This window comes from Nonomuraea sp. NPDC004354 (genome assembly GCF_053602555.1).
This window is the reverse complement of the sequence record NZ_JBSGDV010000021.1, coordinates 109,928-123,866: the sequence shown is the minus strand read 5'-3', so window position 1 is coordinate 123,866 and position 13,939 is coordinate 109,928. Positions and strand designations below refer to the sequence as shown.

The following is a 13,939-nucleotide window of genomic DNA, read 5'->3' as shown; positions in this document are numbered from 1 at the left end:
CGCATTGTGTTGCACTAGTCGCAACAAGAGATCTTTTGGTGTTGTGTTCGACGCGGTTCCCTTCAGCACTTACAGTTTCGCTATGAGCAACGACTCGAGCAGCGGGGGCGTCCAGTCGGTCGACCGGGCGATCAGCGTGCTGGAGATCCTTTCGCGCCGCGGCGAGGCCGGGGTCAGCGAGGTCGCCGCCGAGATCGACGTGCACAAGTCGACGGCCTTCCGGCTGCTCGGCGCGCTGGAGGCACGCGGCCTCGTGGAGCAGGCCGAGGACAGAGGCAAGTACCGGCTCGGCTTCGGCATCATCAGGCTCGCCGGCGGCGTCAACACCCAGATGGACATCACCCAGCGCGGGCGGGCGGTCTGCCAGCGGCTGGCGCAGGAGATCGGCGAGACGGTCAACATCGCCGTGCTCCGCTCCTCCTACGCCGTCAACCTCGACCAGGTCAGGGGCCCCTCGGCGGTCACCGCCTACAACTGGGTCGGCCAGGTGACCCCGCTCCACGCCACCTCCAGCGGCAAGGTGCTGCTGGCCCACCTCGACGACAGGCAGCGCGCCCGGCTGCTGTCCGACGGGAAGCTGGAGGGCTACACCCCCAAGACCATCACCTCCGTCGACGAGCTGGAGCAGCAGCTGGCCCTGACGCGGACGGCGGGCTACGCCTACTGCCTGGAGGAGCTGGAGGACGGCCTCAACGCCATGGCCGCGCCCATCCGCTCCTACCACGGAGAGGTGGTCGCGGCCGTCAGCGCCTCGGGTCCCGCCTACCGGTTCAGCGCCGAGCGCATGCACGAGCTGGCCCCCGTCCTGATGGAGGGCGCCGACGAGATCAGCCGCCGCCTGGGCTACGCCGGCTGAGCCCGCTCCAGCCGTACCACCACGCTCTTGGAGGTCGGCGTGTTGGACGTCTCGGCCACCGAGTCCAGCGGCACCAGCACGTTGGTCTCGGGGAAGTAGGCCGCGCAGCAGCCGCGGGCCGTCGGGTAGGCGATCACCCTGAACCCGTCGGCCCTGCGCTCGCCGTCCGGCCACTCGCTGACCAGATCCACCAGGTCGCCGTCGGCGAGGTCGCGCTCGGCCAGGTCGTCCTGATGGACGAAGACCACCCTGCGGCCCGCCTTGACCCCGCGGTAGCGGTCGTCGAGGCCGTAGATCGTGGTGTTGTACTGGTCGTGGCTCCTGACCGTCTGCAGCAGCAGCCGCCCTGGCGGGACGCGCAGCACCTCCAGCTCGTTGACGGTGAAGTTGGCCTTGCCCGTGGCCGTGGGGAACCTGCGCTCGTCCCTGGGTGCGTTGGGCAGCGCGAAGCCCTCCGGCGCGCGGGCGTTGAAGTCCTCGAAACCGGGGATCACCCGTGACACGCGGTCCCTGATCACGCCGTAGTCGCGCGCGAAGTCGGCCCACGGCACGTACGGATCGTCGCCGAACAGCGCGGCGGCCAGCCCGCAGACGATCGCCACCTCGGGCCGCAGCTCCGCCGAGGCCGGCGCGAGCCGGCCGCGCGAGGCGTGCACCAGCCCCATCGAGTCCTCGACGGTGACGTAGCCGCCCGCGTCGCGTTCGGTACGGCCCAGCGTCGGCAGGATGAGCGCCTCCGCGCCGCACACCGCGTGGGAGCGGTTGAGCTTGGTGGAGATCTGCACCGTCAGCCGGGTACGGCGCAGCGCCGCCTCGGTGACGTCGCTGTCGGGCGTGGCCCTGACGAAGTTTCCGCCCATCCCGACGAACACCTTGGCCGTCCCGTCGCGCATGGCGCGGATCGCCTCGACGGTGTCGAAACCGTGGTGGCGGGGCGGCGAGAAGCCGAACTCCTTGCCCAGGGCGTCGAGGAAGGCCGCGGCCGGCTTCTCGTAGATGCCCATCGTCCGGTCGCCCTGCACGTTGGAGTGGCCGCGTACGGGGCAGACGCCCGCGCCGCTCCTGCCGACGTTGCCGCGCAGCAGCAGGAAGTTGACCACCTCCCTGATGGTGGCCACCGAGTTGCGATGCTGGGTCAGGCCCATCGCCCAGCACACGATGACCGACCCGGCCGCGCGCACCTCCTCGGCCGTCGCCTCCAGCTCGGCCCTGGTCAGCCCGGTGGCCTCCAGCACCTGGTCCCAGTCGAGGGCGCGCAGGTGCCGCTCCCACTCCTCGAACCCGTGCGTGTGCCGGTCGACGAACTCCTTGTCGGCCGAGTCGAGCAGCAGCAGCGACAGCGCCTGGAAGAGCGCCATGTCGCCGTTGAGGCGGATCTGCAGGAACCGGTCGGCCAGCGCGGTGCCCTTGCCGAGGCCCGAGGGCCGCTGCGGGTTCTTGAAACGCAGCAGGCCCGCCTCGGGCAGCGGGTTGACCGCGACGATCCGCGCGCCCGCGCGCTTGGCCCGCTCCAGCGCGGTCAGCATGCGGGGGTGGTTGGTGCCGGGGTTCTGGCCCACCACGAAGATGAGCTCCGCGCGGTGCAGGTCCTCCAGCGACACCGTGCCCTTGCCGATGCCGAGCGTCTCGTTGAGCGCCGACCCGCTCGACTCGTGGCACATGTTGGAGCAGTCGGGCAGGTTGTTGGTGCCGAAGCGGCGCACGAGCAGCTGGTAGGCGAAGGCGGCCTCGTTGGAGGTGCGGCCCGAGGTGTAGAAGACCGCCTCGTCCGGGCCGCCGAGCGCGCGCAGCTCCCTGGCGATGATCTCGAAGGCGCGCTCCCACGAGATCGGCACGTAGTGGTCGGCCCCCGCGGGCTTGTGCATCGGCTCGGTGAGCCTGCCCTGCTGGCCGAGCCAGTGGTCACTGCGGACGGCCAGCTCGCTCACCGGGTGGGCGGCGAAGAAGTCACGCCCGATCCTGCGTGTCGTGGCCTCCTCCGCCACCGCCTTGGCGCCGTTCTCGCAGAACTCGGCGGGGCTGCGGTGCTCCCCCTCGGGCCAGGCGCACCCAGGGCAGTCGAAACCGCGTTTCTGGTTGACCTGGAGCAGTGTCAGCGCGGTGCGGCCCACCCCCATCTGGCGGTAGGCGGTCCGCATCGCGTGCCCGACGGCGGGCAGCCCGCCCGCCCAGTCCTTGGGCGGGCGGACCCGCATGTCCTCGTCACCGGCGTCGTCGCGCGGCGCCTTTCGAACCACTGTCAGCCGATCCTGTCCTGTACCCATTCGTGGAAGACGCCGATGTGGTGCTCGCTGGGCACGAGCACGCCGCCCTTGGCGTACGTGCGCGAGCCCATCGTGGGCTGGCAGCGCTCGCACGCCTCGAAGTCCTGCTCGTTGACACGATGGAAGAGTTCCACGGACTTGTCCAGGTCCTTGCCGCTCTCCACCACGCCCCGCAGGTAGAGCCAATCACACTCGACGACGGTCCTGTCCACCGCCAGGGGGAACATCCGGTGCACGATGACGTGGTCGGGCACCAGGTTGATGAAGACCTGGGGCTTGATCGTGATCGCGTAGTAGCGCCGGTCCTGGTCCTCGCTCACGCCGGGGATGCGGTCGAGCCCCGCGGAGCCGTCCACGGTGAAGCCCTTGATCTCCTCGCCGAACTCGGCGCCGTGGCCGACGAAGTACTGCGCGGCGTACCCGTCGGCGAACTCCGGCAGCACCTCGGTCAGCTCGGGGTGGATCGTGGCACAGTGGTAGCACTCCATGAAGTTCTCGATGATGAGCTTCCAGTTGGCCTTCACGTCGTAGACGATCCTGCGGCCGACCTCGAGCCCCGCCACGTCGTAGTTGTCGATCAGCTCCAGGGCGCCGAGCCGTTCGGTCACGGCGCCCATCACGTCGTCCTCGAAGGAGGGAGGCTCATCGGCCAGGCAGACCCACACGTAGCCGAGCCACTCCCTGACGTGCACGTTGATCAGGCCGTACTGGACGCGGTCGAGGTCGGCCATCTTGGTGAGGTTGGGCGCGGCGACCAGCTTGCCGTCCAGGCCGTAGGTCCAGGCGTGGTAGGGGCACTGGAAGGCGCGCGCGACCTCGCCCGACTCCTCGGTGCACAGCTGTGCGCCGCGGTGCCGGCAGACGTTGAAGAAGGCGCGCACGGACCTGTCGCGCGCCCTGGTGACCAGGATGCTCTCGCTGCCGACCTGGACCGTCTTGAACGAGCCCGGCTTGGGGATGTCGGACGAGCGCACCACGCAGAACCACATCGCCTCGAAGATGTTCTTCTGCTCCCGCGCGAAGAGCGCCTGATCGGTGTAGTAGTGGCCGGGCAGGGTGGGGATCACGCTGGAGGTGGGGGCGGTGCTGGAGGTGGTCACGGGAGTACTCCTCTGATACGGGCCGGGTCAGTGTCCTCGGCGGATCCAGTCCTCGAGCTGCGGAGCCTCGGCCCCGATGCTGGTGTCGTCGCCGTGCCCGGTGTGGACCACGGTCTCGGCCGGCAGGGTGAGCAGCGTCTGGCTGATCGACGAGATGATCGTCGGGAAGTCGCTGAACGACCTGCCCGTCGCCCCTGGACCGCCCTGGAAGAGCGTGTCGCCGGAGAACAGGACGCCCAGCTCGGGCACGTACAGGCAGACCGCGCCCGGAGCGTGCCCTGGGGTGTGCAGGACATGGACGGCGCTGTCGCCGACCCTGATGATCTGCCCGTTCGCCAGCGCCCTGTCGGGGGCGGCGACCGGGTGGGTGAGCTTCCACAGCACCTGGTCGTCAGGGTGCAGGAAGACGGGCGCGCCGGTGCGGGCGGCCAGCAGCGGGGCGGCGTTCACGTGGTCGTCGTGGGCGTGCGTGCACACGATGCCCACCACCCCGCGGTCGCCGACGGCCGCCGCGATCGCGTCGGCGTCGTGGGCCGCGTCGACGACCAGCACCTGGTCGTCGTCGCCGAGGAGCCACACGTTGTTGTCGACGTCCCAGGTGCCGCCGTCGAGGCTGAACGTCCCCGAGGTGACCAGGCGTTCGACGCGCACGGTGCCTGCCATCACAGCACCACCACCGAGCGCAGCACGTCGCCGTGGTGCATCTTGGCGAAGGCGTCCTCGACCTGGTCGAGGCCGATGGTCTCGGTGACGAAGGCGTCGAGGTCGAAGCGGCCCTGCAGGTAGAGGGAGATCAGCATGGGGAAGTCGCGGCTGGGCAGGCAGTCGCCGTACCAGCTGGACTTCAGCGCGCCGCCGCGGCCGAAGACGTCGAGGAGCGGCAGCTCCAGCGTCATCTCGGGGGTGGGCACGCCGACGAGCACGGCGGTCCCGGCCAGGTCTCGGGCGTAGAAGGCCTGCTTGAAGGTCTCCGGACGGCCGACCGCGTCGATCACCACGTCCGCGCCGAAGCCGCCGGTGAGCTCCCTGACAGCCTCGACCGGGTCGCTCTCCTTGGCGTTGACCGTGTGGGTGGCGCCGAAGTCGCGGGCCCAGGCGAGCTTGCGGTCGTCGACGTCCACCGCGATGATCGTGGTGGCCCCGACCAGCCGCGATCCGGCGATCGCCGCGTTGCCGACACCGCCGCAGCCGATCACCGCCACCGAGTCGCCGCGGCTGACCGCGCCGGTGTTCACGGCGGCGCCGAGGCCCGCCATCACGCCGCAGCCGAGCAGGCCCGCCGCGGCGGGGGCGGCGGCCGGGTCGACCTTGGTGCACTGCCCGGCGGCCACCAGCGTCTTCTCGGCGAAGGCGCCGATGCCGAGCGCGGGGCTGAGCGGGGTGCCGTCCCGCAACGTCATCTTCTGCGTGGCGTTGTGGGTGGCGAAGCAGTACTGCGGGCGGCCCCGCAGGCAGGCGCGGCAGGAGCCGCACACCGCCCGCCAGTTGAGGATGACGAAGTCGCCCACGGCGACGTCCTTGACGTCCGGGCCGACGGCCTCCACCACGCCCGCGGCCTCGTGGCCGAGCAGGAAGGGGAAGTCGTCGCTGATGCCGCCCTCACGGTAGTGCAGGTCGGTGTGACAGACGCCGCACGCCTGCACCTTCACCAACGCCTCGCCGGGGCCCGGCTCCGGCACCAGGATCGTCTCCAGGCTTACCGGCTTGCCCTTGCCCGTCGCGACCACGCCGCGTACTTCATGAGCCATGATTCACTCCTGTCTCAGCCGGCCTGGACCGGCGCGGTCTCCAGATGGCGGCGCCAGCGGGTGAACAGCCTGACCTGGTTGACCCCCAGCACCGCGACGGGGCGCTCGCCCTGCCGGTAGACGGCCAGGAAGCTGTGGTCGGCCGGGTCGCCCTCCTCCACGGTCACCGAGTCGGCGTCCCTGGCGTGCCCGATGAACTGGATCTTGATGTCGAACTGGTCGGACCAGAAGTAGGCCGGGCGCGCCGGCTCGGGCCTGGCGGTGCCGCCCGACAGCAGCGTGGCCGCCGCGACGGCGGCCCGCTGCCTGGCGCCCGTCCAGTGCTCGATCCGGCGGTGGCCGCCCTGGGCGGGATCGAACCAGGCCGCGCAGTCGCCGACCGCGACGATGCCGGGCACGCGGGTGCCGCCGCCCTCGTCGCAGACGACGCCGTCACCGAGCTCGAGGCCGCTGCCCTCCAGCCACGCGATGTTGGGCGTCGCGCCGATGCCCACGACGACGACGTCGGCGGGCAGGTGCGTGCCGTCGGCCAGCCGTACGCCGTCGACCCTGCCGTCGCCGGTCAGCTCGGTGACGTACGCGCCGCGTACCAGGCGCACGCCGCGCCGCTCGTGCAGCGTGGCGATCGTCTCCGCCATCGCGGCGCCGAGGACGCCGGCCAGCGGCGCGCTGCCCGACTCCACGAGCGTGACCTCCAGGCCGAGGTCTCTGGCCGTCGCGGCCACCTCGGCGCCGATGAAGCCGCCGCCGATCACGACGACGCGTCCGGCGCGCTCCAGGTCGCCGCGCAGCGCGCGGGCGTCGTCCAGCGTGCGCAGCGTGTGCACGCCGGCCAGGCTCCGCGCGCCCGGCAGCTCGCGCGCGGAGGCGCCGGTGGCGATCACGATGCCGTCGGCCTTGACCGAGGTGCCGTCGCTCAGGATGACGCGGCGGGCGACCGGGTCGAGCGCGGTCGCGGCGACCCCGAGCCGCCATTCGGCGTCGAGCTCCTCGCCGTCGCCCTCCAGCGCGAGGTCGGCCTCGCCGATGGCGCCCTTGAGGAAGTCCTTGGACAGGGGCGGCCGGTCGTAGGGGCGGTGCCGCTCCTCGCCGACGAGGACGAGGCGGCCGGTGTAGCCCTGGCCGCGCAACGCCCTGGCGGTCAGGAGCCCGGCCAGCGAGGCGCCGACGACGCAGACGGTGTTCACGCCTGCCCCTTGAGCGTGACGCCGGGCGGCAGGTTCGGCTCCTCGTCGGAGGGCACGACGTAGATGACGTCGTCCTCGACGACGACCTGGTGGGTGCGCACCGGCCGTTTGGCGGGGGGCGCGTCGACCTGGCCGGTGCGCAGGTCGAACCGCGAGGCGTGCAGCGGGCATTCGATCTCGCAGCCCTCGAGCCAGCCGTCGGCCAACGAGGCATCCTGATGCGTACAGGTGTCGTCGATGGCGAAGATCTCGCCGTCCTCGGTATGGAAGACGGCGATGGGCGGGTCGGCCTCGACCCGGAGGGCCTCGCCTCGCGGCAGTGATGCAAGTGGGCACGCTGGGATCATCGTGTCACACCTCGGTTTCGCAAAGAGAAACATCTCGCGCTATACGCAACAGAGTGCGGGTGTGGATTGCGGATGTCAAGACCGGTTTTGTGCAAGTGATCCCGCTTCGCCCCGTCTGGCGGGCAGCGCCTTCCGGGGGTGCTGGTCGCCACACCTGTGCGGCGATTGATTCATCGCTTGGTGAATTCTGCGGGCAGGGCCGTCCCCCCGTGGCGACCGCGCGTGCCGGGGTGATGGCCCGGGCCCCGCCCCAGCGCGCCGCCTCAGAACATCTCGTCCAGCAACCGGTAGTAGTCGAGGCGCCACCGGTCGACCTCCGCCAGGCCGTAGGCGGCCAGGAAGTCGGCGACGGCCGACTCGCCGTAGTCCTCGCCGAGGTCGCGCAGCGCGATGGCGAGGTCCAGGTAGCGGTCGGCCACACCGAGACCGCCCACGTCGATCAGCACCGGCCCTCCCGTGGCCGAGACCAGCACGTTGCCGGGGGTGTAGTCGCCGTGGGCGACGACCAGGTCCTCGCGCGCGGGCCGTTCGGCCAGCAGCCGGTCGTAGACCTGCGCCGCCGTCAGGCCGACGTGGTCGTCGTCGAAGTCGTCCGGGTCGACCAGCCCGGCCCGCAGCCGCTCGCCCGCGCGGGCGAGCCTGACCTCCAGCCCCTCGTCGAAGGGGCACTCCCCGACCGGTACGGCATGCAGCTCGCGGAGCACGCCTCCCATGATCGTGCCGATGTCCGCCGGCGCCCCGCGCTCCAGGCTGGGCCATCCCACGTCGGCCAGCACGAGCGCGTCCTCGTCGAAGGCCACGACGTCGGGGACCGGCATCCAGTGCTTCAACCAGCGCAGCCGTTCGTACTCCTCGCGGGCCACGGGACCGTGCTTGACGTAGAAGACCCCCGCCGCGCTGGTCACCCGCGACAGGTGACCGCTCATGCCCTCGTGGTCGTCCGACCAGACGGCATCCTCGCCGAACAGATCCAGAACTCGTTCAGAAAACCGCACGATGCCCGAGCATAGGCGGGCATCGTGATCTTCGGCTGCTGGTTTTCGGCGCCTTCCCGCCGGTCGTCCGCCGCCATGGGAACGCCCGCGGCCGTCCCGTCAGGTCAGCGCCCGCACCACGGCCGTGAACAGGGCGGGAAGCCGGGCGGCCGCGGGCACGACCAGGCGGGCCGTACCCGGCCTGCGGGCGACGCCCAGCAACGCCTCGGTGAGCAGCCGGTGCCGCCGGGACAGCCGCCGCCACTCCCGCTCGTAGTCGTGGGGGCGGCCGGCCACGAGACAGTCCACGAGCGCCCGCGCGGACAGGACGGCCAGGCTGACCCCCTCACCGGTGATCGCGTCGGTGTATCCGGCGGCGTCACCGACGAGCAGGACCCGCCCGGCCACCCTGCTCCTGACCCGCTGGCGCAGCGGGCCCGCCCCGCGCACCGGCGTCACGGCGGGACCGGTGAGCCTGCGCGTCAGGCCGGGAAAGGCGGCCAGGTGCTCGTCGTAGCCGCCGCGCCGCGCGCTCAGGATCGCCACCCCGACGAGGTCGTCGCCCACCGGGGTCACGTACGCCTCCCCCACCTCCGACCAGTGCACCTCGACGAAGTCGGACCACGGCGCCATGCGGTAGTGCCTGCGCAGGCCGTACCTGTGGGGGCGCGGGTCGCGCACGCCCAGGCGCAGCGACGTGCGCAGCGGGGAGTGCAGCCCGTCGGCGGCCACCAGCCAGCGGGCGCTCAGGCCGCCCGCCACCACCCCTCGCGCGTCCTGGCGGACGCGCGTGATCCTGCCGGTGACGACGGGGACGCCCAGCTCCGCGGCCCGCGCCGACATGGCCGCGTGCAACGAGGTACGGCGCACGCCGCAGCCCGGCTCGGCGGCGAAACCGGCCCGCGCGCGGGTCTCCCCCCGCACGTAGTCGATGCCCAGCAGCGGATGCCCGCCGGCCGCCACCCCCATCGCCCGCAGCGCGGCGACGCCGCCGGGCATCAGCCCCTCGCCGCACGCCTTGTCGACCGGCGCGCGCCGCGGCTCGACGACCACGACGCTCATCCCGGCGAGGGCGGCGTGGATCGCGGTGGCCAGCCCGGCCGGCCCGCCCCCCGCCACCAGCACGTCGATCATGCCGGGAGGGCGGCCAGCGCCGTGTTCTCGCAGCGGATCCGCACCGCCATCAGGACGGCGTTGGCCAAGGTGAAGACCAGCGCGGTGATCCAGGCCGAGTGGACGAGCGGGAGCGCGGCGCCCTCGACGGCCACCGCCACGTAGTTCGGGTGGCGCAGCCAGGCCAGCCGGTACGGCCCGCGCCGCACCAGCGGCAGCCCCGGCACCACGATGACCCGCGTGTTCCAGCGCGGCCCCAGCGCGGCGACGCACCACCACCGCAGCGCCTGCGCGGCCAGCACGAGGGCCAGCATCGGCCAGCCGAGCGCGGGAACGAACGGCCTGCCGGCCAGATACACCTCCAGCAGGCAACCGGCGAGCAGCCCGGTGTGCAGGGCCACCATCCACGGGTAGTGGCCCTGGCCGTACTCCCGCCCGCCGCGCGCCATGCTCCAGCGGGCGTTACGGCGGGCGACGACCAGCTCGGCCAGGCGTTCCACGCCCACGAGCAGCACGAGCAGCGAATACCACGGCATCGGCGGCTACCAGCGCAGCAGGACGAGCTCGGAGCAGAACCCCGGGCCCATCGCGATGAGCAGCCCGGCGGTACCGGGACGCGGTGGACGCAGGCGCAGCGTGTCACGCAGCACGTGCAGGACGGAGGCCGACGACAGGTTGCCGTTGGCGGCCAGCGAGCGCCAGGTCAGGTCGAGCGCGCCCGGCGGCAGGTCGAGGGCCTCGGCCACCGCTTCCAGCACCTTCGGCCCGCCCGGGTGGCACACCCACGCCGCCACCTCGCCGATGTTCAGGCCGTGGTCGGCCAGGAAACCGCGCACGTCGCCGGCGAGGTGGGCGCGCACGACCTCGGGGACGCCCGCGTCGAGCACCACGCCGAAGCCGCCGTCCCTGACCTCCCAGCCCATGACCTGCTCGGTGCCGGGATACAGGTGGCTGCGCGTGGCCAGCACGCAGGGCCCTTTCCCCTCTCGCGCCGACCCGCACGCCACCACCGCGGCGGCGCCGTCGCCGAACAGCGAGCTGGCCACCAGGCTGGCCGTGGAGGCGTCGCCACGCTGCAAGGTGAGCGAGCACAACTCCACCGACAGCAGCACGGCGACGTCGCCTGGCCGGCCCAGCAGGTAGTCGTGCAGCCTGGCGATCCCCGCCGCGCCCGCCACGCAGCCCAGGCCGAAGACCGGGATGCGCTTGACGTCGGGCCGCATCCCGAGGCGGACCGCCACCCTGGCCTCCACCGAGGGCGCGGCGACACCGGTGACGGAGGTGAACATGATGAGGTCCACGTCGCCGGGCGCCAGGCCCGCCTCGTCCAGCGCCGCGCCGACCGCCTCGGCGCCGAGCTCGACGGCCGCCGAGACGAACGCCTCGTTGGCGGCGCCGAAGCCGTCGAGCTTGCCGTACTGGTCCAGCGGGAGGGCGAGATGCCGGTACTCGACCCTGGCGCTCGTGTGCAGCCGGTCGAGCAGCCGGCGGTCGGCGCCTGCCGGCAGGAAGGTGCGGGCGGCCAGATCGGTGAGCTCGCCCTGCGGGTAGCGGTTGGGGGGCAGCACGCCATGGACGGCTGCGATCCAGGTCATCGGCACCCCTCCGGTAGACACTTGTCCGGGAGGCTGCCCTGCCCGCTGGCTACTATGCCCATGAGACGGCATGGATTCGGCTGCCAATGATCGGCTGGTGTGACGGGCGGTGAGGTCGGCGCGGGTGCTCAGAGGGCTGGCCGGCAGCTGCCATCCCGGCCCGACCGTCGCGGTCACGTTCCTGGTCACCGTGCTGGCCGTGGCCAGCGGGCGGGACGCCGCGGGGTGCGCGCTGGTCGGCGCCGCCGTCCTGACCGGGCAGCTGTCGATCGGATGGTGCAACGACGCCGTCGACGCCCGCCGCGACACGGCCGCCGGACGCGCCGGCAAGCCGATCGTGGCCGGAACGGTGCGCGCCCGCACCGTGCGCGCCGCCGCGCTCGTCGCGCTGGGGCTGTGCGTCCCGCTGTCGCTGGCCTCGGGCTGGCAGGCAGGCACCGTGCACCTGGCGGGCGTCGGGGCCGCGTGGGCCTACGACCTCGGCGTCAAGGCGACGGTGTGGTCCTGGCTGCCCTACGCGGTGGGGTTCGGCGCGCTGCCGGCCTTCGTGACGCTGGGCCTGCCCGGACGGCCGTGGCCCGCCTGGTGGGCGGTCCTGGCCGCCGCGCTGCTGGGGGTCGGCGCGCACCTGGCCAACGTGCTGCCCGACATCCGGGCCGACCTGGCGGCGGGCGTGCGCGGCCTGCCGCAGCGACTGGGCCGCCCCACCGTCTCCCTGCTGGTCCCGCTGCCGCTGCTGGCGGCCACGGCGCTGCTGGCCTTCGGCCCGTACGGCGCGGCGGGCCCGGCCGCCTGGATCGCGCTCGTCGTGGCCACCGGCATCGCCGCCGCGGGCGTGGCGCTGGGACGTCGTCTGCCGAAGGCGCCCTTCGCCGCGTCGATCCTGGTGGCCGCGATCGACGTCGCCCTCCTGGTCGCCAACGGCGCCCACCTCACCGCCTGACGGACGGCCCGGCTCTCCCCCGGTCGTCCGCCTCACCGCCCATCTGACGGCCACCGGCTCTCCCCGGCCGTCCCACCCCACCGCAGTGCCGGCAGCCACCGGCTCTCCCCGGCCGTCCCGCCTCAGTGCCGGCGGCCGCCGGTGTCGTCGGCCGTCCGGCGCGTCTCAGCCCTCTCGGCGCAGGCTGCGTGCCAGCCAGCGGCGTACCACCGCCCACATCAGCGGGACGGGCACCGTACCCGCGCCCAGACCCACCTCCACCAGCAGGTCGAACACCTCGGTCCGGCGCGCGGCCGTCTCGATCGCCGCGTCGATGAACCCCGGCGACTGCGCCACGCGGGCCAGCACGTCGGTCGTCAGCAGGTGCCGTCCGAGCGCGCCGCGCAGGGCGCGCCGGTAGGCGGCCAGCGGGTCGCCGGTCGAGGTGACGGCCGCCTCGCCGGCGAGCCTGCCCGACAGCAGCGCGTAGTAGATGCCCTCGCCGGTGAGCGGGTTGACGAGACCGGCGGCGTCGCCGGCGAGCAGCACCCTGCCCGCACCAGGCTGCGGGCGGCCCGGCGACAGCGGCAGGTGGTGGGCGCGCAGGTCGCGGGCGGGCAGGTCGGGCAGCAGCTCGGCGAGCCTGCCGTGCAGCACCTGCCGGCCGGGCAGGCCGGTCGCCCGCAGCCGGGGCAGCAGCATGCCGAACCCCACGTTCACGGTGCCGTCGCCGATGGGGAACGACCACGCGTACGCCGGCCACCCGGCCCGCTGCATGGCGATGAGCTGGGCGTCGTCGGCGCCGGGCAGGTCCGCGTAGCCGCGCACCGCGATCGCGGTGTGCCTGTCGGGCGCCGGCCGCACGCCGAGCACGCGGCGCACGGTGGAGTGCGCGCCGTCCGCCGCGACGACCGTGCGGGCGCGCACCTCGCCGTCGACGACCACGTGGCCGTCGGCGGCGCCCAGCGAGCGGACGCGGTGGCGGCGCACCTCGACGCCCCGCGCGCGGGCCGCCGCGACGAGGCGGGCGTCGAACACCATGCGGGGCACGACATGGTTGGGCCTGGCCACCGTGGCCGAGACGCGCACGCCGCCGGGCGAGACCACCGACAGGCGCCGCGTCGGCCGGTAGTCGGCGATGAGGTCGGGCAGGCCCAGCAGGGCCAGCTCGTCGCCGCCGTGCGCGGCGATGCCGTCGCCGCACGCCTTGTCGCGGGGGAAGTCGTCCCTGTCGAGCAGCAGGACGCGCGCGGCGGGGTCGAGCTGCTTGGCGCGCAGGGCCGCCGCCGACCCCGCGGGCCCGCCGCCGACCACCACCAGGTCCCACACGGTTGCCATCCAGGACACCTGCCACGCCACCCTCCCGGCGAAACGTCCCCGGGACCCCGTGCCCGGTTCGAGGACCGGCCACGGAGGTCGGGAGATCGCGCGTCAGGGGTGTGCGTCAGGGCGCGGTGAGCGCCACCATGACCGCCCAGCCGATGTAGGCGGCGTTGACCACCAGCCGGGCCACCGCGCCCGCCGGACGGTCCAGCAGCCGCGGCCGGTCGCGGTGCGCGTGCCGGAGCGCGTCGACGTGCGAGGCGAGGTAGGCGGTGATGAGCGCGGCGGCGGCCCACCCTCCCGCCGCCCTGCCGCCGGGGACGGCGAGCAGCACGCCCAGGAGGATCTCCGCCACCCCGCCGGCCACGACGGCAGGCCCCGGCCACGGGAACCAGCCGGGCACGAGCGTGCGGAAGTAGCCGGGGAAGACGAAGTGGGAGATCCCCACGGCGGCCAGGAAGAGGGCCAGGGCGATGGCGGCGGTATCGTGCATGACGCCATGCTGACCCC

14 protein-coding genes are annotated in these 13,939 nt (G+C 73.2%); 2 read left to right on the top strand and 12 right to left on the bottom strand.

Going from position 1 to position 13,939, the window contains the following annotated elements; all coding sequences use genetic code 11:
* The first annotated feature begins 82 nt into the window (after positions 1 to 82).
* Positions 83 to 856 (top strand): IclR family transcriptional regulator, encoded by a 774-nt coding sequence (locus ACWENQ_RS38740; protein WP_452418713.1) that lies wholly within the window; start codon positions 83 to 85, stop codon positions 854 to 856.
* Here ACWENQ_RS38740 and ACWENQ_RS38735 read toward each other — a convergent pair.
* The 10 genes from ACWENQ_RS38735 to ACWENQ_RS38690 form a co-directional block, all read right to left on the bottom strand.
* Positions 844 to 3,120, bottom strand: a complete 2,277-nt coding sequence (locus ACWENQ_RS38735) for an FdhF/YdeP family oxidoreductase (protein ID WP_452418712.1) — start codon at positions 3,118 to 3,120, stop codon at positions 844 to 846. The genes ACWENQ_RS38740 and ACWENQ_RS38735 overlap by 13 nt on opposite strands.
* Positions 3,096 to 4,220: an aromatic ring-hydroxylating oxygenase subunit alpha gene (locus ACWENQ_RS38730; RefSeq protein ID WP_452418710.1), complete on the bottom strand. Its 1,125-nt coding sequence runs from the start codon at positions 4,218 to 4,220 to the stop codon at positions 3,096 to 3,098. Before ACWENQ_RS38730 ends, ACWENQ_RS38735 begins: the two co-directional genes overlap by 25 nt.
* A gap of 27 nt (positions 4,221 to 4,247) precedes the next feature.
* On the bottom strand, positions 4,248 to 4,883 hold the full coding sequence (locus ACWENQ_RS38725) for an MBL fold metallo-hydrolase (protein ID WP_354918113.1): 636 nt from the start codon (positions 4,881 to 4,883) through the stop codon (positions 4,248 to 4,250).
* Positions 4,883 to 5,968 (bottom strand): S-(hydroxymethyl)mycothiol dehydrogenase, encoded by a 1,086-nt coding sequence (locus ACWENQ_RS38720; RefSeq protein WP_452418709.1) that lies wholly within the window; start codon positions 5,966 to 5,968, stop codon positions 4,883 to 4,885. Before ACWENQ_RS38720 ends, ACWENQ_RS38725 begins: the two co-directional genes overlap by 1 nt.
* Positions 5,969 to 5,982: 14 nt before the next feature.
* Entirely contained in the window at positions 5,983 to 7,155 is a 1,173-nt protein-coding gene (locus ACWENQ_RS38715) for an NAD(P)/FAD-dependent oxidoreductase (RefSeq protein ID WP_452418708.1), read from the bottom strand.
* The gene (locus tag ACWENQ_RS38710; protein ID WP_354918104.1) at positions 7,152 to 7,502 is read right to left on the bottom strand and encodes a bifunctional 3-phenylpropionate/cinnamic acid dioxygenase ferredoxin subunit; all 351 of its coding nucleotides are present in this window, start codon (positions 7,500 to 7,502) and stop codon (positions 7,152 to 7,154) included. The genes ACWENQ_RS38715 and ACWENQ_RS38710 overlap by 4 nt, the downstream gene beginning before the upstream one ends.
* A gap of 263 nt (positions 7,503 to 7,765) precedes the next feature.
* Positions 7,766 to 8,497, bottom strand: coding sequence for an APH(3') family aminoglycoside O-phosphotransferase (locus ACWENQ_RS38705; protein WP_452418707.1), 732 nt, complete (start codon positions 8,495 to 8,497; stop codon positions 7,766 to 7,768).
* Between the two features lie 99 nt (positions 8,498 to 8,596).
* On the bottom strand, positions 8,597 to 9,610 hold the full coding sequence (locus ACWENQ_RS38700) for an NAD(P)/FAD-dependent oxidoreductase (RefSeq protein ID WP_452418705.1): 1,014 nt from the start codon (positions 9,608 to 9,610) through the stop codon (positions 8,597 to 8,599).
* Entirely contained in the window at positions 9,607 to 10,125 is a 519-nt protein-coding gene (locus ACWENQ_RS38695) for an isoprenylcysteine carboxyl methyltransferase family protein (RefSeq protein ID WP_452418704.1), read from the bottom strand. Before ACWENQ_RS38695 ends, ACWENQ_RS38700 begins: the two co-directional genes overlap by 4 nt.
* A gap of 6 nt (positions 10,126 to 10,131) precedes the next feature.
* The gene (locus ACWENQ_RS38690) at positions 10,132 to 11,184 is read right to left on the bottom strand and encodes a type III polyketide synthase (RefSeq protein ID WP_452418702.1); all 1,053 of its coding nucleotides are present in this window, start codon (positions 11,182 to 11,184) and stop codon (positions 10,132 to 10,134) included.
* A 124-nt stretch (positions 11,185 to 11,308) separates the two neighbouring features.
* Between ACWENQ_RS38690 and ACWENQ_RS38685 the strand changes: the two genes are divergently transcribed.
* Complete coding sequence (locus ACWENQ_RS38685; protein WP_452418701.1) at positions 11,309 to 12,127, top strand: UbiA family prenyltransferase; 819 nt, start codon at positions 11,309 to 11,311, stop codon at positions 12,125 to 12,127.
* Positions 12,128 to 12,292: 165 nt separating this feature from the next.
* Here ACWENQ_RS38685 and ACWENQ_RS38680 read toward each other — a convergent pair whose 3' ends face one another.
* Together ACWENQ_RS38680 and ACWENQ_RS38675 are read right to left on the bottom strand one after the other, a co-directional pair.
* On the bottom strand, positions 12,293 to 13,444 hold the full coding sequence (locus ACWENQ_RS38680) for an NAD(P)/FAD-dependent oxidoreductase (RefSeq protein ID WP_452418699.1): 1,152 nt from the start codon (positions 13,442 to 13,444) through the stop codon (positions 12,293 to 12,295).
* 106 nt (positions 13,445 to 13,550) lie between these two features.
* Complete coding sequence (locus tag ACWENQ_RS38675; protein WP_354918086.1) at positions 13,551 to 13,922, bottom strand: DoxX family protein; 372 nt, start codon at positions 13,920 to 13,922, stop codon at positions 13,551 to 13,553.
* Positions 13,923 to 13,939 lie beyond the last annotated feature (17 nt).